Origin of the sequence: Streptomyces sp. NPDC017890, assembly GCF_044328675.1 — a bacterium.
Lineage (GTDB): Bacteria > Actinomycetota > Actinomycetes > Streptomycetales > Streptomycetaceae > Streptomyces.
The window spans coordinates 65491-92381 of record NZ_JBIRHU010000007.1 but is presented as its reverse complement, the minus strand read 5'-3'; the positions used below and the strand labels follow the sequence as shown (position 1 = coordinate 92381).

The following is a 26891-nucleotide window of genomic DNA, read 5'->3' as shown; positions in this document are numbered from 1 at the left end:
GCGGCGCTCGCCGGTCCCGGAGTGAGGCTGTCCGGCCCCGAGCCGGCCGCGACGGTCCGGGCGCTCCGGACGGCGAGGCGCTGCCGGGCGGCGCGATCCCGCCGCGGGTAGCCCGAGGCAACCAGTGGGGCCACCGTCCGCCTCGGACGATCCCCCGTGTCGCCCGAGGCAGACGGTATCCGGAACGAACCCGTCGAGGGGGCCCGTCCGCCTGCGCCGAGTATAGTTGGCTGCCAGCCAGTCAACGCAGGAGTACAGCATGTCCCCGCGCAGCGCCTCGGTCAATGAAGAGTTGCGGCGGCGTTCGAAGGAGCGGCTCCTGCAGGCCGCGGTGGAGCTCGTCGGCGAGTACGGGTACGACGCGACCACGCTGGGCGCCATCGCCGACCGGGCGGGCTCGGCGCGCGGTCTGGTCTCGTACTACTTCCCCGGGAAGCGGCAATTGCTGCAGTCCGCCGTGCACCGGCTGATGCACCGCACGCTGGAGGAGGCGCTGGAGCGCGAGCCGCGCACCGCCGAGGGGCCGGAGCGGATGGCGCGGGCCATCGACGCGATCCTGGGCCTCGCCCGTGACCGGCCGGTGCTCATGCGCCAGCACATGGCGGGCCTGCTCCAGGCAGAAGTGGGTTTCGTGCCGTGCCCGGAGCAGCGGCGGCTGGCGGAGCTGCTGCGGGACACCGTGGCCCGTCACGGCTCACGGGACGTCGACCGCGACTACCCGATGCTGCGCGCGCTGCTCATGGGAGCCGTCTTCGCCGCCCTGGTACCGGGGGTGCCGATGCCCGTGCCGGTGCTGCGCGCCGAGCTGTTCGGGCGTTACCGGCTGGATTGGGAGCTGGGCGTCCCGCCGGACGCGGAAGCGCCCGACGGGACGTGCGACACGGATCTGTCGCGGTTCTTCGCGACCGGTGTGCCCGGTCGGCCGGCTCAGTCGAAGTAGTCCGGCTGTGTCTGCGTGTTGAGCTCACGCAGGTGGACCCGCTCGGCCGGGTCGGTGCGCCGGTCGCTGAGCTTGAGGACGTCGAAGCCCTTGGCCATGTCGTTCGAGTAGATGTAGCCGTTGTAGTAGTACGCCGACCAGGAACCGCCGGTCTTGGTGCCGTCCGTGGTCAGCGGGCCGCGCTCGAAGTAGGCGATCTCCTTCGGACGCGCGGAGTCGGTGAACTCCCAGACGGAGACGCCGCCCTGGTACCAGGCCTGGACCATGATGTCGCGGCCCTTGACCGGGATCAGCGAGCCGTTGTGGGCCACGCAGTTCTCGGTGTCCGCCTGGTGGCGGGGGATCTTGAAGTAGCTGCGGAAGACCAGCTCGCGGTGGTCGCCCCTGCCGACGATGTCGTAGATGCCGTCGGCGCCGCGGTTGGGGCCGATCTCCGCGTTGCAGGTGGCGGCGCCGCCGCCGCCCAGCTCGTCGGTGAAGACGACCTTGTCCGCTTTCTGGTTGAAGGTCGCCGAGTGCCAGAACGCGAAGTTGACGTTGTCCTGGACACGGTCGATGACCTTCGGTCGCTCGGGGTCCTTGATGGAGAACAGGATGCCGTCCCCCATGCAGGCGCCCGCCGCCAGGTCCTTCGAGGGCAGGACGGTGATGTCGTGGCAGCCGGTGGTCTTGGAGACACCCGGGTTGGTGGGCCCGCCCGGGTTGCCGCCGCCGTCGGGGCCCTCACCGGGGAACAGCAGCGGGAAGCCCACGACGGCCGCCCGCTCGGGCGCCTTGCGCGGCACCTTGATGACGGAGATGCCGTCGTGCGGCGGCCGGCAGTCGGGGTAGGCGGCGTTCGGCGAGTACGAGGAGACGTAGATGTAGACGTCCCTGCGCTCGGGCACCAGCGTGTGGGTGTGCGAGCCGCAGGCGGTCTCGACGGCGGCGACGTACTTCGGGTTCCGCTTGTCGCTGATGTCGAAGACCTTCATGCCCTCCCAGGAGGACTTCTCGGTCGCCGGCTGCGTGGTGCTGTTGCAACTGCTGTCGCTGCGCGAGGAGTCGGTCGACAGGAACAGCAGGTCGCCGGAGACGGATATGTCGTTCTGCGAGCCGGGACACAGCACCTGGGCGACGGTCTTCGGCTTCTTCGGATTCTTGATGTCGAAGATGCGGAAGCCGTCGTAGTTGCCGGCGAAGGCGTACCGGCCCTGGAAGGCCAGGTCCGAATTGGTGCCGGACAGCGCGTCCTTGGGGATGTTGGCCAGGTGTTCGATGTTCGCGGAGTGGACCGTCTCGTCCTGTCCGGGTATCTCTCCGCTCTCGATCGCGTCGCGCACCTCGGCGCGCGCACTCTTGGACACCTCCTTCGGCGTGGCCGGACTGTCCCCCGGGTCAGGGGTCGCGACGGCCGGCCCGGCGGTGAGCAGAGCGGAAAGGAGTCCGGCGGCGGCGGCCGCGACTCCCAGGCGTCTGCGCCGTGTTCGCGGGTCGTTCAACAGGGTCACTGTTTCCTCCCTACGTCCGTTCCCGTCGGAACGGTTCACGCCCCCGCAGTATCGTCTTAGCCATGCACATATCAACAGTGGGAAACAAACACGCAACGAAGTTTTCTGATCAGTGACGCGCGGAAGCGTGCTAGGACGGTCATGACACTCACGAGGTGTCTCGCGTCCCTCCCCCAGAGGGGGTATCCCCAGCCGCACAGGAGGTTGTTGTGCCCTTTCGTCCCGCGTCGTCCCGCGCGTCGCTCCTCACGGCCTCGCTGACCGCACTGGCCGTGCTCGGGCTCGGGGCCTGCGACTCAGGTTCGGACACCGGGTCGGCGGCCGCGGCCGGACCTTCGGTGATCGCTCCGGGCAAACCGGGCGAGGGCAACCGGACCCTGTCGGCCGAGGACGCCGAGGAGCAGCGCGCCGACGACGACTCCCCCAACTCGGCGGACGTCTCCTACGCGCGGATGATGGTCCAGCATCACACCCAGGCGCTGGAGATGACCGACCTCGTTCCGGAACGCGCCGAGTCGGGCCGGGTCAAAGCGCTTGCCGAACGCATCTCCGCCGCGCAGGGGCCGGAGATCACGGCGATGAAGGGCTGGCTGAAGAGCCACGGCGAGAAGGAGACGGGCGGCGGGCACGACCACGCCGCGATGCCGGGGATGGCGACCGAGGCCCAGCTTGCGACGTTGCGCACGGCAGAGGGCAAGGCCTTCGATCAGCTCTTCCTCACGCTGATGATCACTCACCACGAGGGCGCGATCACCATGGCCACCGATGTGAAGTCGCAGGGCAACAACGTGCAGGTCGAGGAGATGGCCGACGACGTGGTCGCCCAGCAGACGAGCGAGATCGCACGGATGCGCGGGATGCTGTGACGGCCCCACGGAAGCGTTTCAGCGCCGTGCGCGGCGCGGGGCCAGAAAGCCCTCGTCGCGTGCCTGGCCGATCAGTCTGAGCGACTTCCGCCGGCTGTGCCCGGTCACGCGCATCACCGCGAGGACCGGGTCGCCGCCCTCTTCCCGGGCCGCCCGGTACTCCTGCGCGAGGAGCCGGCGCCCTTCCCTGCCGCCCGGCCACGCGGGGCGCGCACGCCGCGACGCGGCCGGTACGGCACGGGCGGAGGCCGGCACGCAGGCCTCGAAGAGCGGGTTCTCCAGCCACTCGGCGAGCATGGCCAGGTCGTCGAGGGACAACGGCGGTTCGGCGCGTACGTCCTCCACCCGCACGTCCCGGCCCGACAGCACGGCGAGCGCGTCCACCCGGGCGCCGTCGGTGAACGTCAGCCGCACGTCGAACCACGAGGTGGTGGTGGTGCCCTCACGCACCACCCAGGTGTGCCGCACGGACATCTCACCGTCGTCCGGACAGCGGTCGGAAAGCTGAAGAGAACGATCAACGAAGGATGCTTCGAGCACACACCATACGTAACCGCATGATCACATTCCATAAGAACGGAACACGCACAGAACACGTGCCGTTCACCGGACGCAGCACCCTGTCAGCGGAGCGAAAGCGGTGGGATGCTGGGAGACCAACGATCCCCTCCTGCGTTCGGACCGCCCGGCTCCCGGACCGGCCGACTCCCGGACCGGCCACCCCCGGGCCATCCGACTCCCGGGCCATCCGACTCCCGGACAAGGAGTTCCGCCGTGCTGCATGTCGCCGTCGTCGGCTCGGGACCCAGCGGGTGCTACACCGCCCAGAGCCTCGTCCAGCTCGGCCGCGACGTGTACGTGGACGTCCTGGACCGTCTGCCGTGCCCGTACGGTCTGGTGCGGTACGGCGTGGCGCCGGACCACGAGAAGATCAAGTCGCTCCAGAGCACCCTGCGTACGGTCCTCGAACACGAGCGGGTGCGGTTCCTCGGCGGCGTCCCGGTCGGCCCCGGTGGTGTGCCGTCCGCCCGGCTGCGGGAGCTGTACCACGCGGTGGTGTACTGCGTGGGCGCCGCCGCGGACCGGCGGCTGGGCATCCCCGGCGAGGATCTGCCGGGCAGCTGGTCGGCCACCGAGTTCGTGTCCTGGTACAGCGCCCATCCGGACGCCGTGGACGACGGCTTCCTGCGCGGGGCGCGGTCGGCGGTCGTGATCGGAGTGGGCAACGTCGCCGTGGACGTGGCGCGGATGCTGGTCCGCGGCGTGGCCGAGCTGAGCGGCACCGACATGCCGCAGGCGGCGCTCGACACGCTGACCGCCGGGCAGGTGGCCGACGTGCACATGGTGGGCCGGCGGGGTCCCTCGCAGGCCCGCTTCACCACGAAGGAGCTGCGCGAGCTGGGCGCCCTGCCGGACACGGCCGTCCTGGTGGACCCGGCGGAGCTGGCACTGGACCCGGCGTACCGGGACCCGGCGGGACTCCCCGGACCGCTGCGCCGCAATGTGGAGGTGCTGCGCGGCTGGGCCGGGCAGGCCTGGCCGGACGCCGCCCGGCGGATCCGGCCACGCTTCTTCCTGCGCCCGGTGGAGCTGACGGCGGACGGCGACGGGCACGTGGGCGCCGTGCGCTTCGAGCGGACGGCGCCCGACGGGCGCGGCGGCGTGACGGGCACCGGACGGTACGAGGAGATCGAGGCCCGACTGGTGTTGCGGTCGGTGGGCTACCGGGGGGTGCCTCTGGAGGGGCTGCCCTTCGACGCGGCGAGCGGCACGGTGCCGCATCGGGCGGGGCGCGTCCTGCGTGCGGGCGCCGTCGCCCCCGGTGAGTACGTGGCCGGCTGGATCAAGCGGGGTCCCACCGGTGTCATCGGCACCAACCGTCCCTGCGCGAAGGAGACGGTGACGTCCCTGCTGGCGGACGCCCCCGCGCTCGCGGACCGAGGCCTCCTCGCGGACCCCCTTGGGATCCTGCGCGCCGAGGGCGTCGAGCCGGTCGAGTGGACCGGGTGGCGGGCCATCGAGCGGGCCGAGGCGGAACTCGGCGCCTCACTGGGGCGGCGCGTGGTGAAGCTGCCCGACTGGGAGTCGCTGCTGGCCGCGGCCCGGAGGGCGACGGCCTGAGCGCGTCCGCCCTCGCCCGCTGTCAGCCGGCGCCGAGGCGGGCGGCCTGCCGGGCCGCGGCGGCCAGGAGGGCGTCGAGCAGGCCCGGGAAGAGGGCGTCCAGGTCACCCCTGCGCAGGCCGTTCATCTTGGCCGTGCCCCGGTAGGTCTGCCGGATCACCCCGCTCTCGCGCAGCACCCGGAAGTGGTGGGTGGTGGTGGACTTGGTGACCGGCAGGTCGAAGTACGAGCAGGAGAAGAGCTCGTCGCTGTCGGCGGCGAGGTCCCGCACGATCCGCAGTCGTACCGGGTCCGAGAGTGCGTGCAGCACTCCCTCCAGCCGGATCTCCTCGCGCGCCGGGTGCGGCAGGTCACGGGTGCCGGCGGCGGTGGCTGCGGAGGTCACGGCGGCTCCAGTCGGTCCGGGAGCCCCGCCGTTCAGGGGGCTCCGATGGGCTTCCATTGTACGAAGGACGCCGTAGTTTGACACCTGACGTACTACGAGAGTTATCGTACGAGCTGTTCCGTCCTGCCGCGACCAAGGGAGCAGCCCGTCATGAGTGCCCTCTTCCAGCCCCTCCAGCTGCGTGACACCACGATCCCGAACCGGGTCTGGATGCCGCCGATGTGCCAGTACTCCGCCGCACCGGAGGGCCCGCCGGCGGGGGTCCCCGGCGACTGGCACTTCGCGCACTACGGCGCACGCGCGGTGGGCGGCACCGGCCTGATCGTCGTCGAGGCCACCGGTGTGTCGCCGGAGGGCCGCATCTCCCCGCAGGACCTCGGCCTGTGGAACGACACCCAGGTCGAGGCGTTCCGCCGGATCACGGACTTCCTGCGGTCCCAGGGCACGGTTCCGGCGATCCAGCTGGCCCACGCGGGCCGCAAGGCGTCGACCGCGCAGCCCTGGAAGGGCGGGGCGCCGGTGGGCCCGGACGCACACGGCTGGCAGCCGGTGGCCCCGAGCCCGCTCGGGTTCGACGAGCGGCACCCGGTACCCGCCGAACTGACGGCCACGCAGATCCAGGAGGTCGTCCGCCAGTTCGCGGACGCCGCGCGCCGGGCCCTCGCGGCCGGGTTCGAGATCGTCGAGATCCACGGCGCCCACGGCTACCTGATCCACGAGTTCCTCTCGCCGCACTCCAACCACCGCACCGACGCCTACGGCGGCTCGTACGAGAACCGCACCCGGTTCGCCCTCGAAGTCGTCGACGCGGTGCGGGAGGTGTGGCCCGCCGACAAGCCGCTGTTCTTCCGCGTATCGGCGACCGACTGGCTGGAGGAGGGCGGCTGGACGCCCGACGACACCGTCCGCTTCGCCGGCGACCTCCGGGCGCACGGCATCGACCTCCTCGACGTCTCCACCGGCGGCAACGTCCCGCGCGTCCGGATCCCGACCGGGCCCGGCTACCAGGTCCCGTTCGCCGCGCGGGTGAAGGCCGCAAGCACCATGCCGGTCGCCGCCGTCGGCCTGATCACCGACGTGGAGCAGGCCGAGAAGATCCTGGCCAACGGCGAGGCCGACGCGGTGCTGCTGGGCCGGGAGCTGCTGCGCAACCCGTCCTGGGCCCAGCATGCGGCACGGGAGCTGGGGGCGGACGCCCGGATGCCGGACCAGTACGGCTGGGGTATGTGAGCCGGTCTTCATCCTGCCCGAAGCGTTGACTAGAAAGCGCTTGCCCTTTACGGTCCGTTCATCAGCATGACCGCCGCGAACGCTGCGGGTCGCCAAATCCCCACCAGCGCCCGCCGCGTTCGCAACGCCGGTCATTTTGATGCACATCGTTCACGTACATGTTCCGTTCCACCCCCACTCCCTAATGGAAGGGATCAGAACATGACCGCTGCGACACGCCCCCGCGTGCGGCGACGCGCCGCGACCGGCGCGCTGGCCGCGCTCGGCCTCTCGGTTGGCATGCTCATGACTTCCGGAGCCTCGTCGGCGCACGCCGCCACCTGGCCGGCCCCCAACGGCAGCGAAGGGGTCTCCTCCACCATCTCGGTCTCCGGAACCAAGGACTACGGGATGAAGCGCCTCTACGGCACCGGCGACCTGGGCTCCGGCGGCCAGGACGAGGACCAGGGCCCGATCCTGGAACTGGCCCCCGGCGCCGTCCTCAAGAACGTCATCATCGGCGCCCCGGCGGCTGACGGCATCCACTGCAAGGGCAGCTGCACCCTGCAGAACGTCTGGTGGGAGGACGTCGGCGAGGACGCGGCGACCTTCCGGGGCTCCTCGTCGTCGAACGTCTACACCGTCTCCGGCGGCGGCGCCAAGGAGGCCAGTGACAAGGTGTTCCAGTTCAACGGCGCCGGGACGCTGAACGTGTCCAACTTCGCCGTCAAGAACTTCGGCACGTTCATCCGCTCCTGCGGCAACTGCTCGACGCAGTACAAGCGGACGATCAACCTCAACACCCTCGAGGTGAGCTGGAAGGGCAGCCGGATCGCCGGCATCAACACCAACTACGGCGACAGCGTCACCCTGCGCAACATCACGATCGTCGGGGACAGCAGCAAGAAGATCGTCCCGTGCCAGAAGTACATCGGCAACGACGACGGCGACGAGCCGGACTCGAACGGCTCGGGCCCCGACGGCACGCACTGCAAGTACGCGTCGTCCGACATCACCTACAGGTGATGCGCGCGTGATGGACGGATGATCCCTCCGCGGCAGGTCCGGGTGCCCCGCGCCCGGACCTGTCCGGCTGCTCCCGCCGGTACTGCACGCGGTCGGCCCGCAGGGCCGTGCCGGGCCGGCCGGCCCGGCACGGCGCGGCGCGGTTGTGGGGCAGGACCGGGCCCTGCGACGCCACCGCCCTGACCTGCGACGTCACCCTTTGCGGGGCTGACTGTCAGTGCCGGGGTGCAGACTGGCCCGTGTCCGAGACAAAGGCGTCGACGACGACGCCGCGGAGGTGATCGGCATGACCGAGGTACTGCTCGCCGTGGGCACCCGCAAGGGCCTGTTCATCGGGCGCCGGCGGGGTGGCACCTGGGAGTTCGACGAGAGTCCCTACTTCAACGCGCAGGCCGTGTACTCGGTCGCGCTCGACACCCGCGGTGACACCCCGCGGCTGCTGGCCGGCGGCGACAGCGCGCACTGGGGTCCGTCGGTGTTCCACTCCGACGACCTGGGCCGCACCTGGAGCGAACCGGCGCAGCCGGCCGTCAAGTTCCCCAAGGAGACCGGCGCTTCACTGGAGCGGGTGTGGCAGCTGCATCCGGCCGCCGCCGAGCCGGACGTCGTCTACGCGGGCACCGAACCGGCCGCGCTGTACCGCTCACAGGACCGCGGCGAGAGCTTCGAGCTCGTCCGCCCCCTGTGGGAGCACCCCACGCGGTCCCAGTGGATGCCTGGCGGCGGCGGCGAGGGGCTGCACACCGTCCTCACCGACCGGCGGGACCCGAAGTCGGTGACGGTCGCCGTATCGGCCGCGGGCGTGTTCCGCACGCTGGACGGCGGCGCGAGCTGGGCGCCGTCCAACTCCGGGGTCTCCGCGGTCTTCCTGCCGGACCCGAACCCGGAGTTCGGCCAGTGCGTGCACAAGGTCGCGCGGGACGCCGCTGCACCGGACCGGCTGTATCTGCAGAACCACTGGGGGGTGTACCGCAGCGACGACGCGGGCGGGCACTGGACGGACATCGGCGAGGGTCTGCCGTCCACGTTCGGCTTCGCGGTCGCCGCCCATCCGCACCGCGGCGACACGGCGTACGTCTTCCCGATCAACGCCGACGCGGACCGGGTCCCGGCGGACCGCCGCTGCCGGGTCTTCCGCACGGCCGACGCGGGCAGGAGCTGGGAGCCGCTCACGGCGGGGCTGCCCCAGGAGGACCACTACGGCACGGTGCTGCGCGACGCGCTGTGCACCGACGAAGCGGAGCAGGCGGGCGTGTACTTCGGCAACCGCAACGGCGAGGTGTTCGCGTCGGCCGACGACGGGGACAGCTGGCGGCAGTTGGCCTCCCACCTGCCGGACGTGCTGTGCGTGCGGGCCGCGGTAGTCGGATAGAGGCGGACCAGTGGGCCGGCCATGGCCACCGCTTGATCGGCGTCACCCGTACGGCAGTAGGGTGACGCCCGTGGCACCACGACCCTTGCATGAAATCGTCGAAGCGGGCTGGGCTAAGGCTCTGGAACCCGTCGCCGGGCAGATCACCTCGATGGGTGAGTTCCTGCGCGCGGAGATCGCCGCCGGACGCACGTACCTGCCGGCCGGAGCGAACGTCCTACGGGCCTTCCAGCAGCCCTTCGACGACGTCCGGGTCCTGATCGTCGGACAGGACCCGTATCCGACCCCGGGGCATGCGGTGGGGCTGTCGTTCTCGGTCGCGCCCGAGGTGCGTCCGCTGCCCGGCAGCCTCGTCAACATCTTCCGGGAGCTGAACGCCGATCTGCAGCTCCCGCAGCCCTCCAGCGGGGACCTGACCCCGTGGACCCGGCAGGGCGTGCTGCTGCTCAACAGGGCGCTCACCACCGCCCCGCGCAAACCCGCCGCCCACCGCGGCAAGGGCTGGGAGCAGGTCACCGAACAGGCGATCCGCGCCCTGGCGGCACGCGGCAAGCCCATGGTGTCCATCCTGTGGGGCCGCGACGCCCGCAATCTGCGCCCGCTCCTCGGCGACCTGCCGTCCGTGGAGTCAGCGCATCCGTCGCCGATGTCGGCCGACCGCGGCTTCTTCGGATCCCGCCCCTTCAGCCGGGCCAACGACCTGCTGGTCCGGCTGGGAGGTCAGCCGGTCGACTGGCGCCTGCCGTGAGCGGCGGCTTCCTGGCCGTGGACTCCGGCGGCTCGGGGCTGCGCGTCGTCGTCGGTGCGGCGGGAGGCGACGGACGCGGCCCGGAGGGGCTCGGGCGGCGTGCGTCGCGGGAACCGGTCCGCACCGGTGCGCGCGGCATCGATCCCGGTCATCTGATGGCCCAACTGCTGCCGATGGCCAGGGCGTTGACCGCCGAGACCGGTGTGACGCGGATCGGCACCGTCGTCGTCGGGGCCGCCGGACTGGCCACCCTGGGCGACGCCCTGCGCGCCGAACTGCCGGGCGCGCTGGCCCGGGAGCTGGGCGCGCGGACGGTCGCGCTGGCCGCCGACGCCGTCACCGCGTACGCCGGCGCCCTCGGCCCCCGGGCCGGTGCGGTGATCGCCGCGGGCACCGGTCTGATCGCGATCGGCACCGACCTCACTCGCTGGCGCCGGGCGGACGGCTGGGGCCACCTGCTGGGTGACTGCGGCGGCGGCGCGTGGATCGGGCGGGCCGGCCTGGAGGCGGCACTGCGTGCGCACGACGGGCGACAGGGCGGCTCCTCCCCGCTGCTCACCCGCGCCGAGGAGCGGTTCGGGCCGGTGGCGGGGCTGCCCGGGCAGTTGTATCCGCGTACGGACCGTCCCGCCGTCCTCGCGTCCTTCGCTCCCGAGGTGGCCGCCTGCGCGGCCGACGACCCCGTTGCCGCGGAGATCCTGCGGGCCGCCGCCCGGCAGATGGCCGACTCGGCCGCCGCGGTCTGCCCGCCCGGCGGCGAGCCCCGTGTCGCGGTCACCGGTGGTCTGCTGAGGTTGGGCGATCCCCTCGTCGTACCGCTGGAGGAGGAGCTGGCGGAGCGGCTGCCGCATGCGCGGCGGACGGCCGCCGAGGGTGATCCCCTGCACGGTTCGGTGCGGATCGCGACCGGCCTGGCGACCGGCTCACTCACCCTTCCGAGTGACGACAGGATGCTGTGGGTGACGACTGCGCCGGGTGGCCGACAATCGGTCCGCCGGCGAGGTGAATAGTGCCGATGTCGGCCGATCCGTACATCACTCATCAGACAAAACCGGACGGATACCGCTCACCTGCACCCTCCCCGAACAGGGAAGCCCAGGAAACCAGTAACATGCGGCGCCATGAGCTCCCCCACCGGGCCCGCGTCCGGCCTGCCAGTACGAATGCCGCGCCCCCGCCAGCCCGGACGGCACCGCCGTCCCGAACCCCTGGTGGCTCCCGAGGGCGCGCCGGCGCTCGTCCTCGCGGTGCCGGGGACGCCCAGTAGCGCCACCCGAGGCCTCGCCGACGAGGTCATCAGCATCGCCCGGTCCGAGCTGCCCGGCCTCGACGCCAGGATCGGCCACCTCGACGGGGACGACGGGGAACACCTCTCCCTGTCGACCGTCCTCGTGCGGGCCGCCGAGGAGCGCACCGCCCGCTACGAGCAGGCGCGCGCCGCCGGCCTGGAGGTGAAGGAGCCCGAGGGCCCCGTCGCCGTCGTCGTGCCGCTGCTCGCCGGCCCGGACGGCGCGCTGCTGCGCCGGATCCGGCAGGCCGTCATGGACAGCCGCATCGCTGCCGAGCTGACCGACGTGCTCGGCCCGCACCCGCTGCTGGCCGAGGCGCTGCACGTGCGGCTCTCCGAGGCGGGCCTCGCCCGCGCCGACCGCGCCCGTCTGTTCACCGTGGCGACCGCCGCCGACGGCATCATCCTGGCCTCGGTCGGCGGTGACGAGGCCGTCCAGGCGGCCGGGATCACCGGCATGCTGCTCGCCGCGCGCCTCGCCGTGCCGGTGATGGCGGCGGCCCTGGACGAGGAGGGCTCGATCGCGTCCGTCGCCGAGCAGCTGCGCTCCTCGGGTTCGCAGCAGCTGGCGCTCGCTCCGTATCTGATCGGCCCGGAGATCGAGGCGTCCCTGCTGGCGGAGGCGGCCGAGGAGGTGGGCTGCTCGACTGCCGAGCCGCTCGGCCCGTACCCGGCGATCGGCAAGCTGACGCTGGCCAAGTACACGACCGCGCTCGGCATCTCGCCGCAGCAGCCGCAGGGCACGCCGGTCCGCTGACCCACGGGTGCCCGCGCCCCGCAAGCCCGACCGAAAGGGCCCGCTCACATACCGGAGCGGGCCCTTCGTCATGCCGTACGACGGGCCGGCGGGCTGTCGCCGGGGCGACCGGAGGAGCCGCACGGGCCCGCGCCGTACACCCGCGGGCGACAGCGCACGCCGGTACGGGGGTACAGCCCTTCGCCGTGCCGTGCGGGTGGACGCGGGTGAGCCGGGCGGCGCGGGTACGGGCCGAGGGGTGAGGGCGCAGTGCCGCCCCGATCAGCCGAAGACCACGCAGGACGCCGCCGGTACCGCGAGTGAGCCGGTGCGCCGGGGTACGCCGGTCTCCGGGTCGAGCGCGAACCAGGTGACGTCTCCGGAGCGCTCGTTGGCCGCGTACAGGAAGCCGTCGGACTCGGCGATCTCCCGCGGCCAGTGCCCGCCGCAGGGCACGGTCGCGGACAGCCGCAGCCCGTCCTGCTCCACGACGAACACGGACAGGACGTCCTCGCCGCGGGTCGCGGTCCACACGAAGCGGCCGTCGGGCGAGACCACGATGCCGGACGGATAGGCGTCGCCGGCCGGGGCCTCGGGCAGCACCGGCACCTCGGTGAGGGGCTGCAGTACGCCGTCGGCGGCGTCCCAGCGGCAGACGGTGACGGTGGGCGCCAGTTCGTTGACCACGTAGGCGCGGGAGCCGTCCGGATGGAAGGCGAGGTGCCGCGGGCCCGACCCGGGGCGCAGCGCGATCTCCCGGTGCACGGCGAGGGTGCCGTCCGTCAGGGTGCAGACACGCACCGAGTCGGTGCCGAGGTCAACGCTGACGGCCCACCGCCCGCTCGGGTCGGGCCGCACCTGATGGGCGTGCGGCCCCTGCTGGCGTTGGGCGTGCGGGCCCGAGCCGGTGTGCCGCAGGACGCCGGACGCGGACCGGGCGAGGGAGCCGTCGGGGCGCAGGGGCACGGCGGTGACGCTGCCGGAGCCGTAGTTGGCGGTCAGGACGTGCCCGGCGTACAGACTGAGGTGGGTCGGCCCGTCGCCTCCCACGTGCACCGGCCGCCCGGCGGGCTCGGGCTTGTCCCCGCTCACGCGGAGGGCGGCCACCGCGCCCTCGGCCGTCTCGCTGACGGCGTAGAGAATGTCCCCGTCGGCGGCCAGGGCCAGGTAGGAGGGGTCGGGCACGCGGTCCGTGCCGCTGAGGACCGTGAGCGCGCCGCTGCCGGGTGCGACGGTCGCCGTCACGATGCCGGGGCCGCCGGCCGCCGTGAACGACCCGATGAACGCCCGCCGCTGCCGCCTGCCGCCGTCTGCCACCGCTGCTCCTTCTCGTTCCGCGCCGTCCCGCGCCGTCTCGCGTCGCCCCGCGCCTCGTCGGGTGCCGACCGATCGTCTGCCCCGGGGCGACGGTAGCAGTCGATCAGCTGCGGTCTAGACCAAATGGGTGGCGTGGGTCTCCGGACGGCTCAGGCGCCGACGAGCGGCGAGCCGGAGGGGCTGCGCAGGGGCGCGGCGAGTTCGGCCAGGGCGTGTTCCAGGCCGTGGAGGTGGGCCAACGCGGGTTCGGCGGCGCGCGGGCCGCCCTCGTGCGCCGGGACGGTTCCACCGCCGGTGAGCGCCTCGACCGCGGTCTCGACACGCCAGCAGGCTGCCGCCAGCCGGGCGTCGTGCGAGGCCTCCGGGTCGGCCGCGACGGCGACCAGGCCGCGGATCTCCCGGGCGCAGTCGTCGAGCAGGGCCAGTACGCGGCGGGCGCGCCGCTTGCGCTCGCGCATCGGGTTCAGCGGGTGCACGAGGGGGGCGACCGACAGCCGCACCCGGCCGAGCAGCTGTTCCAGTTCGGCCACGCGCGGCGCCGGATCGGCGCCCTCGGTTCCGGCGAGGCGGGCGGCCGCCTCTGCGGTGCAGGCGTGGACGCAGCGCAGGGCGCGCTGGATCCAGGCGTCGGTGACGGCGTGCGTGGTGACGGGCAGGACGAAGAGCACCGCGAGTACGGCGCCGAGCGCCCCGACGCCGGTCTCGGCGAGCCGCAGGGCGAGCAGGCCGGGGCTGAGGACGTCCAGGAGGCCGTAGAGCAGCTCGGCGAGCAGCGTCACGCAGAGCATCATCCAGGTGTAGGAGACCGCGGCGGTGTAGAAGATGCCGAAGACGCAGGCGGCGGCGAGGACGGCCGTGGGCACCGCGGATCCGGCCAGCGGGAAGGCGACCAGGAAGCCGAGGCCGATGCCGACGACGGTGCCGAGGACCCGTCGGAAGCCGCGGACCAGGGTTTCGCCGCGCGAGGTGGTGTTGACGAACACCCACCAGGTGGCGCCGACGGCCCAGTACCAGCGCTCGTCGGAGACCAGCTGGCCCACGACCAGGGCGAAGCCGGCGCCCGCGGTGGCCTGGACGGCCTGGCGGGTGGTGATGCGGGCGAGTCCGGTACCGGCGGGCGGCGCGGGGACGGCGGGCGGGGGCAGGCGGCGCTCGTAGCACCACAGGCCGAAGCGCACCGCCGCGGCGGCGGCCACGGACAGCAGGACGGCGGCGTACATCTCGGGCAGCCGGTCCGTGGTCGCGTGCAGGAACTGGGCGATGAAGTAGGTCATGAAGGCGAACACACCGAGACTGTGTCCGCGCGGGCCCCAGCGCCGCGCGTACACGCCGGCGCCGACGACGGCGAGGAAGGTGAGGTCCCTGGCCACGGGGTGGTCGTGCAGCGCGGCCGCGGCGGCCAGCACGGGCAGTCCGGCCACCGGCAGCAGCGCGGTGGTGACCGCCTGGCCGCGCACGGTGGCGTCGGTGACGGTGAACAGCGCGAGCAGCGCGGCGAGCCCGCCGATGACGGCGCCCACGAGAGAAGTACCGGCCACGCCGCACACGACCACGGCCAGTCCGATACCGAGAACGGCCCGCGCGGCGAACCGCAGCCGGGACCGTCCCGGGTCCGGGCTCACGAACACCCTCTTCAGCACTGATTACCGCCCCCTCGTGTACTGGCGCCCACCGGCCCGAAGCCACTGGCACGAAAAAGGCGCCGCGGTATCCGCAGCGCCATCGACCCGTCCATAGGAGCATCTCCGGCACCAGTGGCTCAACAGGCTCTTTCTGGAGTGGTCCATTGGTACAGTCATCTCGGCATTACTACGGCCACCGAAGAGCCAATGGCCGACGAGGGGACCCGGACGCCATGGCCGTCGACGAACTGGACACCCGCATCCTGCGGCTGCTGCTGGAGCAGCCACGCACCAGCGTGCGGGAGTACGCCCGTCTCCTCGGGATCGCCCGCGGCACGCTCCAGGCCCGGCTCGACCGCCTGGAGCGGGACGGCGTGATCACCGGCACCGCACCGTCCCTCTCCCCCGCCGCGCTGGGCCACCCGGTGCTCGCGTTCGTGCACATCGAGGTCACCCAGGGCCACCTGGACGAGGTGGGCGAGGCGCTGGCGGCCGTCCCGGAGATCGTGGAGGCCTTCTCCATCACGGGCGGCGGCGACCTGCTCACCCGGGTCGTGGCCCGCGACAACGCGCACCTGGAGGACGTGGTCCAGAAGCTGATCAGCCTGCCCGGGGTGGTCCGCACCCGCAGCGAGGTGGCGCTGCGCGAGCGCGTCCCGCACCGGCTGCTGCCGCTGGTGGAGTCGATCGGCCGCACGGCGCGGAAGTGACCGTCGAGTCCTTGGCATCCTGTACCCCATGAGCACTCTCGGCGGCATCTCGGTCGTATTCGATCTCGACGGAACACTCGTGGACAGCGAGCCGAACTACTACGAGGCGGGCCGGCAGACCCTCGCCGAGTACGGCGTACCCGGCTTCACGTGGGCCGATCACGAGGGATACGTGGGCATCAGCACCCAGGAGACGGTCGCCGACTGGAAGCGGCGGTACGGCCTGCGCGCCCCCGTGGAGGAACTGCTCGCCGTCAAGAACCGCCACTATCTGGAGCTGGCCCGTACCTCCGCCCGCGCGTACCCGGAGATGCGGAAGTTCGTCGAGCTGCTGGCCGGCGAGGGCGTTCCGCTGGCGGTGGCGTCGGGTTCGTCGGCCGAGGCCATCGCGGCGATCCTGTCCCGTACCGGGCTGGACGCCCATCTGCGCACGGTCGTCTCGGCCGACGAGGTCGCGCGGGGCAAGCCCGCTCCCGACGTCTTCCTCGAGGCGGCGCGCCGGCTCGGGACGGCCCCGGCCGACTGCGTGGTCCTGGAGGACGCCGTTCCAGGCGCCGCCGCCGCGCACGCGGCCGGCATGCGCTGCATCGCGATCCCGTACGTCGCGGCACAGGCCGAGGCGCCCGAGTTCGCGAGCGCCGGCCTGCTGGTGCGCGGCGGTCAGGCGGAGTTCACCGCGCGGGCGGCGTACGACTGGCTCGTGCGGGCGGCACGGCCGGCCTGAACGTACTCGTCGGTACCGTTGACGCTCCGGTGCCCCTTGCCTATCTTCTGGGCGAACTCTCGAACGGCATCCGGTATTTCGAACCGAATGACACTGAAGAGACACCGAAGAAACGAGGAGCACATGGCAGCGCCCCTCTCCCGGCGGACCCTTCTGCTGGCCACGGCGATCGCCGCGGGAACGCCCGCGGTCTCGTACGCGGCGGGCGGCCGGCCCGGCGCCGCGCCACAGGCACCGGCCGCGCTCGCGGGACCCGCGGCACCGGCGGCCTGGTCCGTGCGGCCGTTCGGACTGGAGGACGTGACGCTCGGCCGGGGCGTCTTCGCCGACAAGCGGCGGCTGATGCTGGACCACGCCCGCGGCTACGACGTGAACCGGCTGCTCCAGGTCTTCCGCGCCAACGCCGGCCTCTCCACCCTCGGCGCCGTCGCCCCCGGCGGCTGGGAGGGACTGGACGGCGAGGCCAACGGCAACCTCCGCGGTCACTACACCGGCCACTTCCTGACCATGCTGTCCCAGGCGTACCGCAGCACCGGGGAGCGGGTCTTCGCCGAGCGGATCGACACCATGGTCGGCGCGCTGACCGAGGTACGCGAGGCCCTGCGGCACGATCCCGCCGTGCTGAGCACGGACGGACGTTTCGGCGCCGCGGCGGAGAACGTGCGCGGCTCCTACCAGTACGTCGACCTGCCCGCCGGCGTGCTCGGCGACACCCCGGCGATCACGCTGGCCGCCTGGGTGAAGCCCACGCACGACGACGACTGGGCCCGCGTCCTCGACTTCGGCGACGACACCAACCGCTACCTCTACCTCGCCGCCCGCAACGCCGACGGCGTGCCGCGCTTCGCCATCACCGGCAGCGGTGCCGCGGGCGAGCAGGGTCTCGACGGCACGGCCGCGCTGCCTCCGGGCGAGTGGAGCCATCTGGCCGTGACGCTCGCGGACGGCACCGGCACCCTCTACGTCGACGGCGTCGCCGTGGCCCGGAACACGGCCATGACCATGACCCCGGCGGTGCTCGGCCCACTCGCCCACCACTGGCTCGGCCGCTCTCACTACCCCGCCGACCCCGTCTTCGCGGGCGCCTTCGAGGAGTTCAACGTCTGGTCACGCGCCCTGAGCGCCGCCGAGGTCGGCGCGTTGCGGGACAGCCGCGCCGCCGGGACACCGGCGGGCCGGGGCGACCTGGCGTCGTACGCCTTCGACGAGAGGGACGGCGGGACGTTCGCGGACGCCTCCGGCCGGGGTCTGACGGCCACGCTCCGCCGCACCTGGGGCGGGCCCAGCCACCCCGGCTTCCTCGCGGCGTACCCGGAGACGCAGTTCGTCCAGCTGGAGTCGATGACCGGCAGCGACTACACGAAGGTCTGGGCGCCGTACTACACGGCGCACAAGATCCTCAAGGGACTGCTGGACGCCCACCTCGCCACCGGCGACGACCGGGCGCTGGACCTCGCGTCGGGCATGTGCGACTGGATGTACGCCCGGCTGTCCGTGCTGCCCGCGGCCACCCTGCAGCGGATGTGGGGCATCTTCTCCAGCGGGGAGTTCGGCGGCATCGTCGAGGCGATCTGCGACCTGCACGCGGTCACCGGTGAGGCGGACCACCTCGCGCTGGCCAGGCTGTTCGACCTCGACCGGCTGATCGACGCCTGCGCCGCGGACACCGACGTCCTCGACGGCCTGCACGCCAACCAGCACATACCGATCTTCACCGGCCTGGTGCGGCTGTACGACGAGACGGGCGAGGAGCGCTACCTCACGGCCGCCAAGAACTTCTGGGGCATGGTCGTACCGCACCGCATGTACGCCATCGGCGGCACCAGCACCGGTGAGTTCTGGAAGGCGCGGGACGTGATCGCGGGCACGATCGGTGCCACCACGGCCGAGACCTGCTGCGCGTACAACCTGCTCAAGCTGAGCAGGACGCTGTTCTTCCACGACCAGGACCCGGCGTACATGGACTACTACGAGCGGGCTCTGTACAACCAGGTGCTCGGCTCCAAGCAGGACACCCCGGACGCGGAGAAGCCGCTCGTCACCTACTTCATCGGGCTGACGCCCGGCCATGTGCGCGACTACACGCCCAAGCAGGGCACGACCTGCTGCGAGGGCACCGGCATGGAGAGCGCCACCAAGTACCAGGACTCGGTGTACTTCGCCGCGGCCGACGGCAGCGCCCTGTACGTCAACCTCTACAGCCGGTCCACCCTCACCTGGGCCGAGCGGGGCGTCACCGTCACCCAGGCCACGGACTATCCCCGGGAGCAGGGCAGCACCCTCACCATCGGCGGCGCCGACGCCTCGTTCGCGCTGCGGCTGCGGGTGCCGGCCTGGGCCACCGCGGGGTTCCGGGTCACCGTGAACGGCCGTGCCGTACCGGGGACTGCGACTCCCGGCAGCTATTTCACCGTGTCTCGGACCTGGCGCCGGGGCGACACGGTGCGGGTCCGGGTGCCCTTCCGGCTGCGGGTGGAGAAGGCACTCGACGACCCGTCGCTGCAGGCCCTGTTCTACGGACCGGTCAACCTGGTCGGCCGCAATCCGTCCACGGACCTCCTGGAGTGCGGGCTGTACCGCGACGCGGGGCTCTCCGGCGACCTGCTGCCCACGCTCACCCCCGTGCCCGGCAAGCCGCTCCACTACACGCTGGACGGCACCGAGTGGGCGCCGTTCGCCGAGGGGACCGAGGACCCGACGCACGCCTGGTTCCGCCGCTCGGAACCCCGGGTGGTCCTCGGCGGCACCGACTCGGGCGTCGCCAACCCGGCGAAGGACGACGGCACCACGCTGCTCGACGCCATCTGGGCGGCGGCACCGTTCCGCGACAAGGGCGCGCTGGTGACACACGTACGGTCGACGGTGGGCGCGTGGGTGGAGGCCGGGCTGCTCGGGGAGGACGAGGGCGAGCGGGTGGTGCGGACCGCGCGGAGGGCGGCGTTCGCGGACTGACGGGAGCGAGTTTTTACCCGCGGAAGTGATCGGTTCGCGGCCCGCGTCCGTACCTCCTGGTGTCCGAGCCTGTCTTCGTCCCAGGAGGCACGATGCGCATCACGCGCACCACCGCAGGGACCGCCTTCGTGGCCGGTGCCCTGGTCCTCACCGTCACCGCGCTCGCCTACCCGGCCGTGCTCGGAGTGCGGAACACGGCCGGCACCCAGGACCGGGTCATCACCAACACGCTGTTCGGGCCGCTCACCGAGGCCGACCGGGACTTCGTGGTGAAGGTCCGTGCCGCCGGGCTGTGGGAACACCCTCTGGGATTGATGGCCATCGAGCGGGGCTCGACACCGGAGATGAAGGAAGCCGGCGAGCACCTGGTCGTCGGGCACGCCCGGCTCGACGCGACCTGCCGCAGGATCGCGCCCGAGCTGGGCATTACCCTGCCCAACCTGGCGTCCCCGCAGCAGCAGCAGTTCGTGTCGACCGTCGACGGGACCACGGGCCGGCAGTTCGACACCACCGCGGTCAACATCATGCGCATCACGCACGGCCAGATCTTCCCGGCCATCGCCGAGATCCGCGCCAACACCAAGAACAGCCTCGTGCGGCAGCTGGCCGACCAGGCCAACGACACCGTGCTGGACCACATCACCGTGCTGGAGAAGACCGGCCTGGTCAACTTCGACCAGGTCAACTTCCAGCAGTCGGCCCCGCCGAGCCTGCCCGAGGCGCAGCTCACGCCGCCGGCTCCGCAGCCGGGTGAACCGGTGCTCTCCCTGACCGCGCCGCCAGGACTGGAGGTCAACACCTCGGCGCCGACGCCCAGTCCGACGGTCCGCTGATCCGGGGGCGTCCGCCGCGTCAGCCGCGGCGGGGCTTGCCGCCCCTGCCGCCTTTGGTGCCGCCGCTCCGGCTGCCACTCCTGGTGCTGCCCTTGCTGCCGCCCTTGACGCCGCTCCTGCCGCTGCCCTTGGCGCCGCTCCTGCCGCTGCCGCCGGTCTGCTTCCCGGCCGCCGGCTTGCGCCGCGTGGAGGCCGTTTCGGTGCGCTCGCCCTTCGCCGACGCCGGAGCGGACTGCCGGCCACGGGTGCTGTTGACGGTCCGGCCCCGGACGATGCCGATGAAGTCCTCCACCCGGTCCGTGTGCGCGTCCTCGGGCCAGGACAGCGCCACACTCGACTCGGGGGCGTCCGTGACCGTCCGGTAGGTGAGGTCCTTGCGGTGGTGCAGGCGCGCCAGCGACAGGGGCACGAGCAGCACCCCGATCCCGGCCGCCACCAGTTCGACGGCGTCCGCCGTGGTGGCCGGACGCTCGAGCGCGGGCCGGCCGGGCGGCCGCTCCCAGCCGAGGACGTCGTCCAGGGGGTGCAGCACGAGCTCGTCGGCCAGGTCCTCGACGGTCACCTCGTCGGCCGCGGTGACGAGGTGGTCCTTCGGGACCACCACGACCGTGGTCTCGGTGTAGAGCGGGATCGCGCTGAGGGCGGTCCGGTCCACGGGCAGCCGCACCAGCCCGGCGTCGGCGTCGCCGCGCAGCAGCACGCCGCCCGCCTCGCCGGCGGTGACCTGGGTCAGGGACAGCGGGACACCGGGCAGCCGCTCGTTCCAGATGCGCACCCATTTGTCGGGCGTCACCCCCGGGACGTACGCGAGCCGGAACGAGGGGGGTTCTTCCGAGCCTGTCACCCGGCCAGGTTACCGGGCGTGGCCGGGGGCGGCGGCCACCGGGCACGGCTGGGACCCCCGGTCACCGGGCGTGGTCGGCACTCGCGCAGACGCTCGATACCCTTGACACCATGACGTCGCACCAGAACACCCAGACCATGAAGCCCGCGACCGCGGCGAAGAAGCTGGGTGTGTACCTCGAGGCCACACCCGCCGAGTTCCAAGAGGGCGTCGTCACGCGCGCCGAGCTGAACACGCTCCAGGCCGACCCGCCCGAGTGGCTGCGGGACCTGCGGCGCGACGGTCCGCACCCGCGGCCGGTGGTGGCCGCCAAGCTGGGTGTCTCCATCGCGGGTCTGCACCGGGGCGGGGTCACGGAACCGCTCACCACGGAGCAGATCGAGGCGCTGAAGCAGGAGCGCCCCGAGTGGCTGGAGCGGGAGCAGGCCGTCCAGGCCGACGTCCGCAAGGAGGCGGCCCGTGTGAAGAAGCTGCACGCCGAGCGCGCGGAGCGGGAACGCGCGGAACGCGGCTGACGCTCACCCCTCGGCCTTCTGCTCCGTCACGCTCCACGCGTACTGGAGCCAGTCCGACAGCACTACGGCGCTCAGCCCCGCGCACAGCAGCCTCACGGCCCGCGGCGCGACGGCGTAGGTGCCGACGAGCCCGCCGGCCACCCAGGTCGAGGTGCAGAACGGGCAGGACACCAGATCGCCGACGGCGCGGCGCAGGCCGCTGCCGCGCGGCGCGTCCATCACCTCGTTGGCGTTGCTCTCCCGCTCGCGGTGGGTGAACGGCGCCCGCAGGAAGCTGGTGACCTTGTCCTTGGTCAGCAGCCGGGACACCTTGAACGTCGCCGCCCCCAGCAGCGCCACGTCCCAGGCCGGGACGGTGTCGGGCAGCCGCAGCCCACGGCGCCGCGCGGTCACGGCGAACACCGCGGCCCCCGCCGCGAAGGTCGTCGCGAGCGCCGCGTATCCCCCGAGGGGGGTGTCGTCGTCTCTGTCGTGGCCTTCGACGTAGCTCTGCTCGCCGTCCGTCATGAATGCCTCCTGTACGGGCCCCGCCTCTTCGCCGGGGCCGGGTACCCGCTTCGTCCCGTGTCCAGCACGTGCGCGGGAGCCGCTGTCAGTGCGGCGCCGGTCCGCCGAAGAGGTCGGCGCAGTCCGCGGGCAGGTCGGCCAGGAGATGGTCGATGCGTTCGCCGGGCACCGCCTCCGTGAGGGTGGACAGCACGGCGCCCGCGTCCCACTCCGCGGTGCGCGGCCGGGCGCCGGTCTGCTGCGCCACGCGCCGCAGGAACTCCTCACGGCCGAAGGACTCGGGACGCCCGCGTTCCAGGCGCAGCGCGTCGTCCAGGGGCGCGGGCAGGTCCGCGGCCAGGCCGGCGGCCTCCTCCGGGGCGATGCGGGACGCGATCACCCACAGGACGGCCGTACTGACCTGCTCGGCCTCCTCCTCGCTGTGGTACTCGCCGCGGTCGCGGACCAGGGTCAGGAATTCGTCGAGGCGCATGGCGTCGTCCTTCCGCCGGTTCTCGCTCCGGCCCCGGGTGCCCTCGGCACGGGCCAGGGAAACGGCGCGGTCTCGGAGAAACGGCGCGGTCTCGGAGAAACGGCGCGGTCTCGGGGAAACGGCGCGGTCTCACCGGGGTGCGCGGGCGGCGTCGGCAAGCATGGCCACCCGGGTCATGGCGTCGTCCCTGAACAGCGCGTGTCCGGCGGCGATCCGCTCCCGCCGGGCCGGGCCGGGGGCGGTGAGCCGCCGCAGCGCGCCGAGCAGCGCGGTCTCGTCCTCGGCGACGTCCGAGACGCCGAGCGCGGCCATCCGCCGGACACCGTCCGCGCCGTGGCCGGGGATGGGGCGGTACCCCACGACCGGCAGTCCGGCGGCGAGCGCCTGTACGGCGGTCTGGCCGGCGGCGTTGTCGACCAGGGCGCGGGCGGCGTGCATCAGGCCGGGCATGTCCGTCACCCAGCCCAGCGCGACCACGCCCGGTGTGCCGGACAGTCGGCGGCGCAGCCGTTCGTTGTCCCCGCAGAGCGCGACCGGGAGGATGCCGTGGTCCGTGAGGAGCCGGACGGTGGCGTCCAGGCGTGAGCCCACTCCCCAGGCGCCGGCGGACAGCACCACGGCGGGCCGCCCGGGGCCGAGACGGTCGAACAGCCCCCGCCACCCGGCCGCTCCGGGGGTGTCGGGGACGTCGGGAGTCTTCGCGAAGAACTCCGGAGCCACGACCGGACCGCACGTCCACGCGGACGTACCGGTGCTCTCCCGCACCTCGCGTGCCGCGTCCTCCGTGAGACACAGGCAGTGGTCGTTGCCCGGGTGGAGCCACTGACGGTGGACGGCGAAGTCGATCACGATGACGACACTGGGCACGTCCAGCAGACCTCGGGCCCGGAGGTGGCCGGTGAGCTGGGCGCCGAGGTGGAAGACGGGGACGACCACGTCCGCTTCCGTACGCTCGGCCAGCTCGCGCAGGCGGCCGCCGGCGAGCCGGGCCAGGGGCGTGCCGCCGGGGCGGTGTCCCGCGCCGGGGCGCAGGAACAGGCGGTACAGGGCGGCGTACGCCCAGGGAAAGCGGCGTACCGACCCTCGGTAGAAGTGCCGCAGCGCACCGCCCAGGCCGTACGGGAGCAGGGCGAGGACGTCGACGACGAGGGCGTCGTCACCGCGTTCCCGGGCCCGGCGGACCAGTTCGGCGGCGACCGTGTCGTGCCCGGCGCCCATGCTCGCGCTGACCACCAGCAGCCGTCTGCCGTCCCGCGGGGCTCGCGGGGCGGCGGGACGGCGGGGCGCTGATGAGCTGCGGGAACGCACGGCGGTGCAAGTTGCCCACCCGGCATGTTCCAAACCGCCCCATAAGCGGACGTTTCGGGCGCCGCGTCAGGGATACTCCGTGACCGCCCGTCCGGCCGGCCGCCGGAAGCCGACCTCCTGGTCGGCCGCTTCGCCGGTGTCCGCCCCGAGCCAAGGTGGTGCCCATGGTCCATGCCTTCTCCCGCCCCCGGTCCGCTCCGGGACCGCAGGTCGTCGCGCCCGACGCGGACCACGCCAGGCCCCGGCGGGAGCCCGTCGGTGGCCGGGGCACGCGCACCCGCACGGCGCTCGTGACGGGGGCGTCCTCCGGCATCGGCGCGGCCGTGGCCCGCCGGCTGGGCGACGAGGGCGGCTGGCGGCTGGTACTCAGCGGACGTGACCCGTCCCGGCTGCGCGAGGTCGCCGAGGACGCGTCGGCCACCGCCTTCGCCGCGGACCTCACCCTGCCCGGCGCCGACCGGCGGCTCGCCGACTTCGCGCAGTCCACGGTCGGGCGGGTGGATCTGCTGGTGGCCGGTGCCGGGGTCGGCTGGGCCGGGGAGTTCCTGGACATGCCGCCGCACACCATCGACGAGGTGCTCGACATCAACGTGCTGGCCACGCTGCGGCTGGTGCGGCTGCTGCTGCCGGGCATGGTCGAGGCGGGGTCGGGGCGAGTGGTGCTCGTCGGCTCGCTGGCGGGCTGTGTGGCGGTACGCGACGAGGCCGTGTACTCCGCCGCCAAGGCCGCGGTCGGCGCCTTCGCGGACGCCCTGCGCTACGAGTTGCGGGGCACCGGCGTGGGGGTCACGCATGTGGTGCCCGGTGTCGTCGACACACCGTTCTTCGAGCGCCGCGGCGCTCCCTACCTCCGGTCCAGGCCGCGTCCGGTGCCCGCCGAGCGCGTGGCCGAGGCGGTACGGACCGCGGTGGTGCGGGGGCTGGACGAGGTCTACGTCCCCGGCTGGCTGCGACTGCCGTGCCGGGTGCGGGGCGCGGCTCCGGGGCTGTACCGGCGGCTGGCGGCGCGGTTCGGATGAACTCCGGATGAGCGGGAGCCCGCGGCGGTGAGTGTCCTCACCGTCCTTCTGGCCCTCTTCGCGGCGCTGTCCAACGCGGCGGCGTCGGTGCTGCAGCGCCGGGCCGCGGCGCAGGACGAGGGCCGGGCGGGCGCCGTCCACACGGTGGTGCGCTCGCTGCTGCGACTGGTGCGCGACCGGTACTGGGTGGGCGGCGCGGCGCTCCTCGCGCTGACGACGGTGCTGCAGGCGGCCGCGCTGGCGGTGGGCAGTCTGGCCGTCGTCCAGCCATTGATGGCCAGTGAGCTGCTGTTCACCCTGATGGTGGGCAGCGTCGTCTTCCACCGGCGTCCCGACCCGCGGACCTGGCTGGCGTTCGTGGCACTGGCCGTGGGGCTGGCGCTGTTCCTGGGCGCCGCCGCACCCTCGGCCGGGCACGACACCGCCACTCCGGGCCGGTGGGGCTGGGCGGGCCTCGCGCTCTTCGTCGTGGTGACCGCCTTCACCTCGATCGGCAGCCTGGCGCGGGGCGCGCCCCGCGCCGCGCTGTTCGGATCGGCGTCCGCGGTGGCGTTCGGCGGTACGGCGGGGCTGCTGAAGGAGGTCACCGGGCGGCTCCCCCAGGGGGTGGGCGCCGTCCTGACCCAATGGCCTCCGTACGCCACCGCGGTGGTCGGGGTGATCAGCTTCCTGCTGCTGCAGAGCGCGTTGCGGGCGGGGACCCTCGCGGCGTCGCAGCCGGCGCTGACCCTCGGCGACGCGCTGACCAGCGTCGCCCTCGGCTGGGCCCTGTTCGGTGAACAGATCGCCCTCGGGGTGCGGGTGCTGCCCGAGCTGATCGGCGTGGCGCTGATCGGGCTCGGCAGTGTCGGGCTGGCCCGCGCGCCGTCGGTCCACGGTGCGTGGGACACGGTGCCGGCGGCACGGGACGGCCCCGGGCCGGGCAGCCGGACACAGGAGCGGCGGCGGGCATGACCGAGCTGCGCCGGACGGCCGAAACAGATGAACGGCGGGACGGCGGGACGGCGGGACAGCGGGACAGCGGGACAGCGGGACAGCGGACGGACAGGAGGCACACCGATGCGTGAGGGGTTCCACGCCGGACCGACGGTGTACGCCGTCGCGCCGGTCGTCGTCGCCGCGCTGGCCCACATCGGTCCGGCCGCGACCTGGCTGCCGGAGCTGCGCCGGCGCCGGTTCCCGGGCCTGGCCGGACAGGGCCGCCCCGACCACGTCGCCCTCACCTTCGACGACGGCCCCGATCCGGCGTCCACGCCGCACTTCCTCGACGTACTGGACGGGCTCGGTGTACGGGCGACGTTCTTCCTTCTCGGCGAGAACGTCGTACGCCACCCGGCGCCGGCCCGCGAGCTGGCCCGGCGGGGGCACGAACTCGCCGTGCACGGCTGGGCGCACGACCGCCCCTGGCTGCCGTCGCCGGCGCGGGACGCGCGCGAGCTGCTGCGTGCCGTCCGCGCGGTGGGCGAGGCCGCCGGACGCGTTCCGCGCTGGTACCGCCCGCCCTACGGCATCCTCACCTCCGGACGCTGGGCCGCCGCCCGCCGGGCCGGGCTGCGGCCGGTGCTGTGGACGGCGTGGGGCAAGGACTGGCGGCAGGACGCCACGTCCGCCTCGGTACGGGCGACCGTCGCGGCGGACCTGCGCGGGGGCGGCACGGTCCTCCTGCACGACACCGACCACGCCTGCGCCGAGGGCAGCTGGCGAGCCGCCCTCGGCGCCTTGGCGGACATCGTGCGCGACTGCCGTGAGGCGGGACTGACGGTGGGGCCGCTGGAGGAGCACGGGGTGGTCGGGACGCCCCCGTACCCAGGGGCCGGGCCGTCGGGGCGCACCCCGGTGATGCCGGTGGCGTCACCGTTTCGGTCGACGGCGCCGGGACGGCCGTAG

The 26891-nt window shown here is 73.2% G+C and carries 26 protein-coding genes; 17 read left to right on the top strand and 9 right to left on the bottom strand.

The genetic code is table 11. The annotated features are described in order from the left end of the window. Positions 1 to 259 precede the first annotated feature (259 nt). Positions 260 to 940, top strand: a complete 681-nt coding sequence (locus ACH4F2_RS11200) for a TetR/AcrR family transcriptional regulator (RefSeq protein WP_398132434.1) — start codon at positions 260 to 262, stop codon at positions 938 to 940. Here the strand turns inward: ACH4F2_RS11200 and ACH4F2_RS11195 are convergent. Next, positions 928 to 2430: an LVIVD repeat-containing protein gene (locus tag ACH4F2_RS11195; protein ID WP_398132433.1), complete on the bottom strand. Its 1503-nt coding sequence runs from the start codon at positions 2428 to 2430 to the stop codon at positions 928 to 930. The genes ACH4F2_RS11200 and ACH4F2_RS11195 overlap by 13 nt on opposite strands. A gap of 209 nt (positions 2431 to 2639) precedes the next feature. Between ACH4F2_RS11195 and ACH4F2_RS11190 the strand changes: the two genes are divergently transcribed. After that, entirely contained in the window at positions 2640 to 3296 is a 657-nt protein-coding gene (locus ACH4F2_RS11190; protein ID WP_398132432.1) for a DUF305 domain-containing protein, read from the top strand. Positions 3297 to 3314: 18 nt separating this feature from the next. Here ACH4F2_RS11190 and ACH4F2_RS11185 read toward each other — a convergent pair whose 3' ends face one another. After that, a complete protein-coding gene (locus ACH4F2_RS11185; RefSeq protein WP_398132599.1) occupies positions 3315 to 3770 on the bottom strand; it encodes a DUF6214 family protein in 456 nt (151 codons plus the stop codon). Between the two features lie 300 nt (positions 3771 to 4070). Between ACH4F2_RS11185 and ACH4F2_RS11180 the strand changes: the two genes are divergently transcribed. Further along, complete coding sequence (locus tag ACH4F2_RS11180) at positions 4071 to 5417, top strand: FAD-dependent oxidoreductase (protein ID WP_398132431.1); 1347 nt, start codon at positions 4071 to 4073, stop codon at positions 5415 to 5417. Positions 5418 to 5439: 22 nt separating this feature from the next. On the opposite strand, the gene ACH4F2_RS11175 is transcribed toward ACH4F2_RS11180, so the two are convergent. Beyond that, positions 5440 to 5802: a helix-turn-helix domain-containing protein gene (locus tag ACH4F2_RS11175; RefSeq protein ID WP_398132430.1), complete on the bottom strand. Its 363-nt coding sequence runs from the start codon at positions 5800 to 5802 to the stop codon at positions 5440 to 5442. A gap of 150 nt (positions 5803 to 5952) precedes the next feature. Between ACH4F2_RS11175 and ACH4F2_RS11170 the strand changes: the two genes are divergently transcribed. From ACH4F2_RS11170 to ACH4F2_RS11145, 6 genes are all read left to right on the top strand, one after another. After that, entirely contained in the window at positions 5953 to 7032 is a 1080-nt protein-coding gene (locus ACH4F2_RS11170; RefSeq protein WP_398132429.1) for an NADH:flavin oxidoreductase/NADH oxidase, read from the top strand. Between the two features lie 201 nt (positions 7033 to 7233). Beyond that, positions 7234 to 8037 carry a pectate lyase gene (locus tag ACH4F2_RS11165; RefSeq protein ID WP_398132428.1) on the top strand — a complete coding sequence of 268 codons (804 nt, stop codon included), beginning with the start codon at positions 7234 to 7236 and terminating at the stop codon, positions 8035 to 8037. Positions 8038 to 8254: 217 nt separating this feature from the next. After that, the gene (locus ACH4F2_RS11160; protein WP_398132427.1) at positions 8255 to 9409 is read left to right on the top strand and encodes a WD40/YVTN/BNR-like repeat-containing protein; all 1155 of its coding nucleotides are present in this window, start codon (positions 8255 to 8257) and stop codon (positions 9407 to 9409) included. A gap of 70 nt (positions 9410 to 9479) precedes the next feature. Continuing rightward, a complete protein-coding gene (locus ACH4F2_RS11155; protein ID WP_398132426.1) occupies positions 9480 to 10157 on the top strand; it encodes a uracil-DNA glycosylase in 678 nt (225 codons plus the stop codon). Then, entirely contained in the window at positions 10154 to 11167 is a 1014-nt protein-coding gene (locus tag ACH4F2_RS11150; RefSeq protein WP_398132425.1) for an N-acetylglucosamine kinase, read from the top strand. Before ACH4F2_RS11155 ends, ACH4F2_RS11150 begins: the two co-directional genes overlap by 4 nt. A gap of 111 nt (positions 11168 to 11278) precedes the next feature. Then, entirely contained in the window at positions 11279 to 12202 is a 924-nt protein-coding gene (locus ACH4F2_RS11145; RefSeq protein WP_398132424.1) for a sirohydrochlorin chelatase, read from the top strand. Between the two features lie 261 nt (positions 12203 to 12463). Here ACH4F2_RS11145 and ACH4F2_RS11140 read toward each other — a convergent pair whose 3' ends face one another. Together ACH4F2_RS11140 and ACH4F2_RS11135 are read right to left on the bottom strand one after the other, a co-directional pair. Next, a complete protein-coding gene (locus ACH4F2_RS11140) occupies positions 12464 to 13498 on the bottom strand; it encodes a lactonase family protein (RefSeq protein WP_398132423.1) in 1035 nt (344 codons plus the stop codon). A 149-nt stretch (positions 13499 to 13647) separates the two neighbouring features. Then, complete coding sequence (locus ACH4F2_RS11135; protein WP_398132422.1) at positions 13648 to 15138, bottom strand: FUSC family protein; 1491 nt, start codon at positions 15136 to 15138, stop codon at positions 13648 to 13650. A gap of 215 nt (positions 15139 to 15353) precedes the next feature. On the opposite strand from ACH4F2_RS11135, the gene ACH4F2_RS11130 reads away from it, so the two are divergent. The 4 genes from ACH4F2_RS11130 (at position 15354) to ACH4F2_RS11115 (ending at position 20339) form a co-directional block, all read left to right on the top strand. Continuing rightward, positions 15354 to 15830: an Lrp/AsnC family transcriptional regulator gene (locus ACH4F2_RS11130; protein WP_398132421.1), complete on the top strand. Its 477-nt coding sequence runs from the start codon at positions 15354 to 15356 to the stop codon at positions 15828 to 15830. A 28-nt stretch (positions 15831 to 15858) separates the two neighbouring features. Further along, positions 15859 to 16554, top strand: coding sequence for an HAD family hydrolase (locus ACH4F2_RS11125; protein WP_398132420.1), 696 nt, complete (start codon positions 15859 to 15861; stop codon positions 16552 to 16554). 123 nt (positions 16555 to 16677) lie between these two features. Then, entirely contained in the window at positions 16678 to 19506 is a 2829-nt protein-coding gene (locus tag ACH4F2_RS11120; protein ID WP_398132419.1) for a beta-L-arabinofuranosidase domain-containing protein, read from the top strand. Positions 19507 to 19598: 92 nt separating this feature from the next. Next, complete coding sequence (locus ACH4F2_RS11115; protein WP_398132418.1) at positions 19599 to 20339, top strand: DUF4142 domain-containing protein; 741 nt, start codon at positions 19599 to 19601, stop codon at positions 20337 to 20339. A 19-nt stretch (positions 20340 to 20358) separates the two neighbouring features. Here the strand turns inward: ACH4F2_RS11115 and ACH4F2_RS11110 are convergent, their stop codons facing one another. After that, positions 20359 to 21183 carry a LysR family substrate-binding domain-containing protein gene (locus tag ACH4F2_RS11110; protein ID WP_398132417.1) on the bottom strand — a complete coding sequence of 275 codons (825 nt, stop codon included), beginning with the start codon at positions 21181 to 21183 and terminating at the stop codon, positions 20359 to 20361. A 110-nt stretch (positions 21184 to 21293) separates the two neighbouring features. Here ACH4F2_RS11110 and ACH4F2_RS11105 point away from each other — a divergent pair, with 110 nt between their 5' ends. Then, positions 21294 to 21698: a DUF5997 family protein gene (locus ACH4F2_RS11105; RefSeq protein WP_398132416.1), complete on the top strand. Its 405-nt coding sequence runs from the start codon at positions 21294 to 21296 to the stop codon at positions 21696 to 21698. 3 nt (positions 21699 to 21701) lie between these two features. Here the strand turns inward: ACH4F2_RS11105 and ACH4F2_RS11100 are convergent, their stop codons facing one another. From ACH4F2_RS11100 to ACH4F2_RS11090, 3 genes are all read right to left on the bottom strand, one after another. Beyond that, entirely contained in the window at positions 21702 to 22205 is a 504-nt protein-coding gene (locus ACH4F2_RS11100; RefSeq protein WP_398132415.1) for a DUF1360 domain-containing protein, read from the bottom strand. 85 nt (positions 22206 to 22290) lie between these two features. After that, a complete protein-coding gene (locus tag ACH4F2_RS11095; protein WP_398132414.1) occupies positions 22291 to 22677 on the bottom strand; it encodes a DUF2267 domain-containing protein in 387 nt (128 codons plus the stop codon). A 129-nt stretch (positions 22678 to 22806) separates the two neighbouring features. Next, positions 22807 to 23895, bottom strand: coding sequence for a galactosyldiacylglycerol synthase (locus ACH4F2_RS11090; protein WP_398132598.1), 1089 nt, complete (start codon positions 23893 to 23895; stop codon positions 22807 to 22809). A 254-nt stretch (positions 23896 to 24149) separates the two neighbouring features. Between ACH4F2_RS11090 and ACH4F2_RS11085 the strand changes: the two genes are divergently transcribed. The 3 genes from ACH4F2_RS11085 (at position 24150) to ACH4F2_RS11075 (ending at position 26891) form a co-directional block, all read left to right on the top strand. Further along, positions 24150 to 25004 carry an SDR family NAD(P)-dependent oxidoreductase gene (locus tag ACH4F2_RS11085; RefSeq protein WP_398132413.1) on the top strand — a complete coding sequence of 285 codons (855 nt, stop codon included), beginning with the start codon at positions 24150 to 24152 and terminating at the stop codon, positions 25002 to 25004. A 27-nt stretch (positions 25005 to 25031) separates the two neighbouring features. Continuing rightward, positions 25032 to 25958 (top strand): DMT family transporter, encoded by a 927-nt coding sequence (locus ACH4F2_RS11080; protein WP_398132412.1) that lies wholly within the window; start codon positions 25032 to 25034, stop codon positions 25956 to 25958. Between the two features lie 105 nt (positions 25959 to 26063). Then, positions 26064 to 26891, top strand: coding sequence for a polysaccharide deacetylase family protein (locus ACH4F2_RS11075; RefSeq protein WP_398132411.1), 828 nt, complete (start codon positions 26064 to 26066; stop codon positions 26889 to 26891).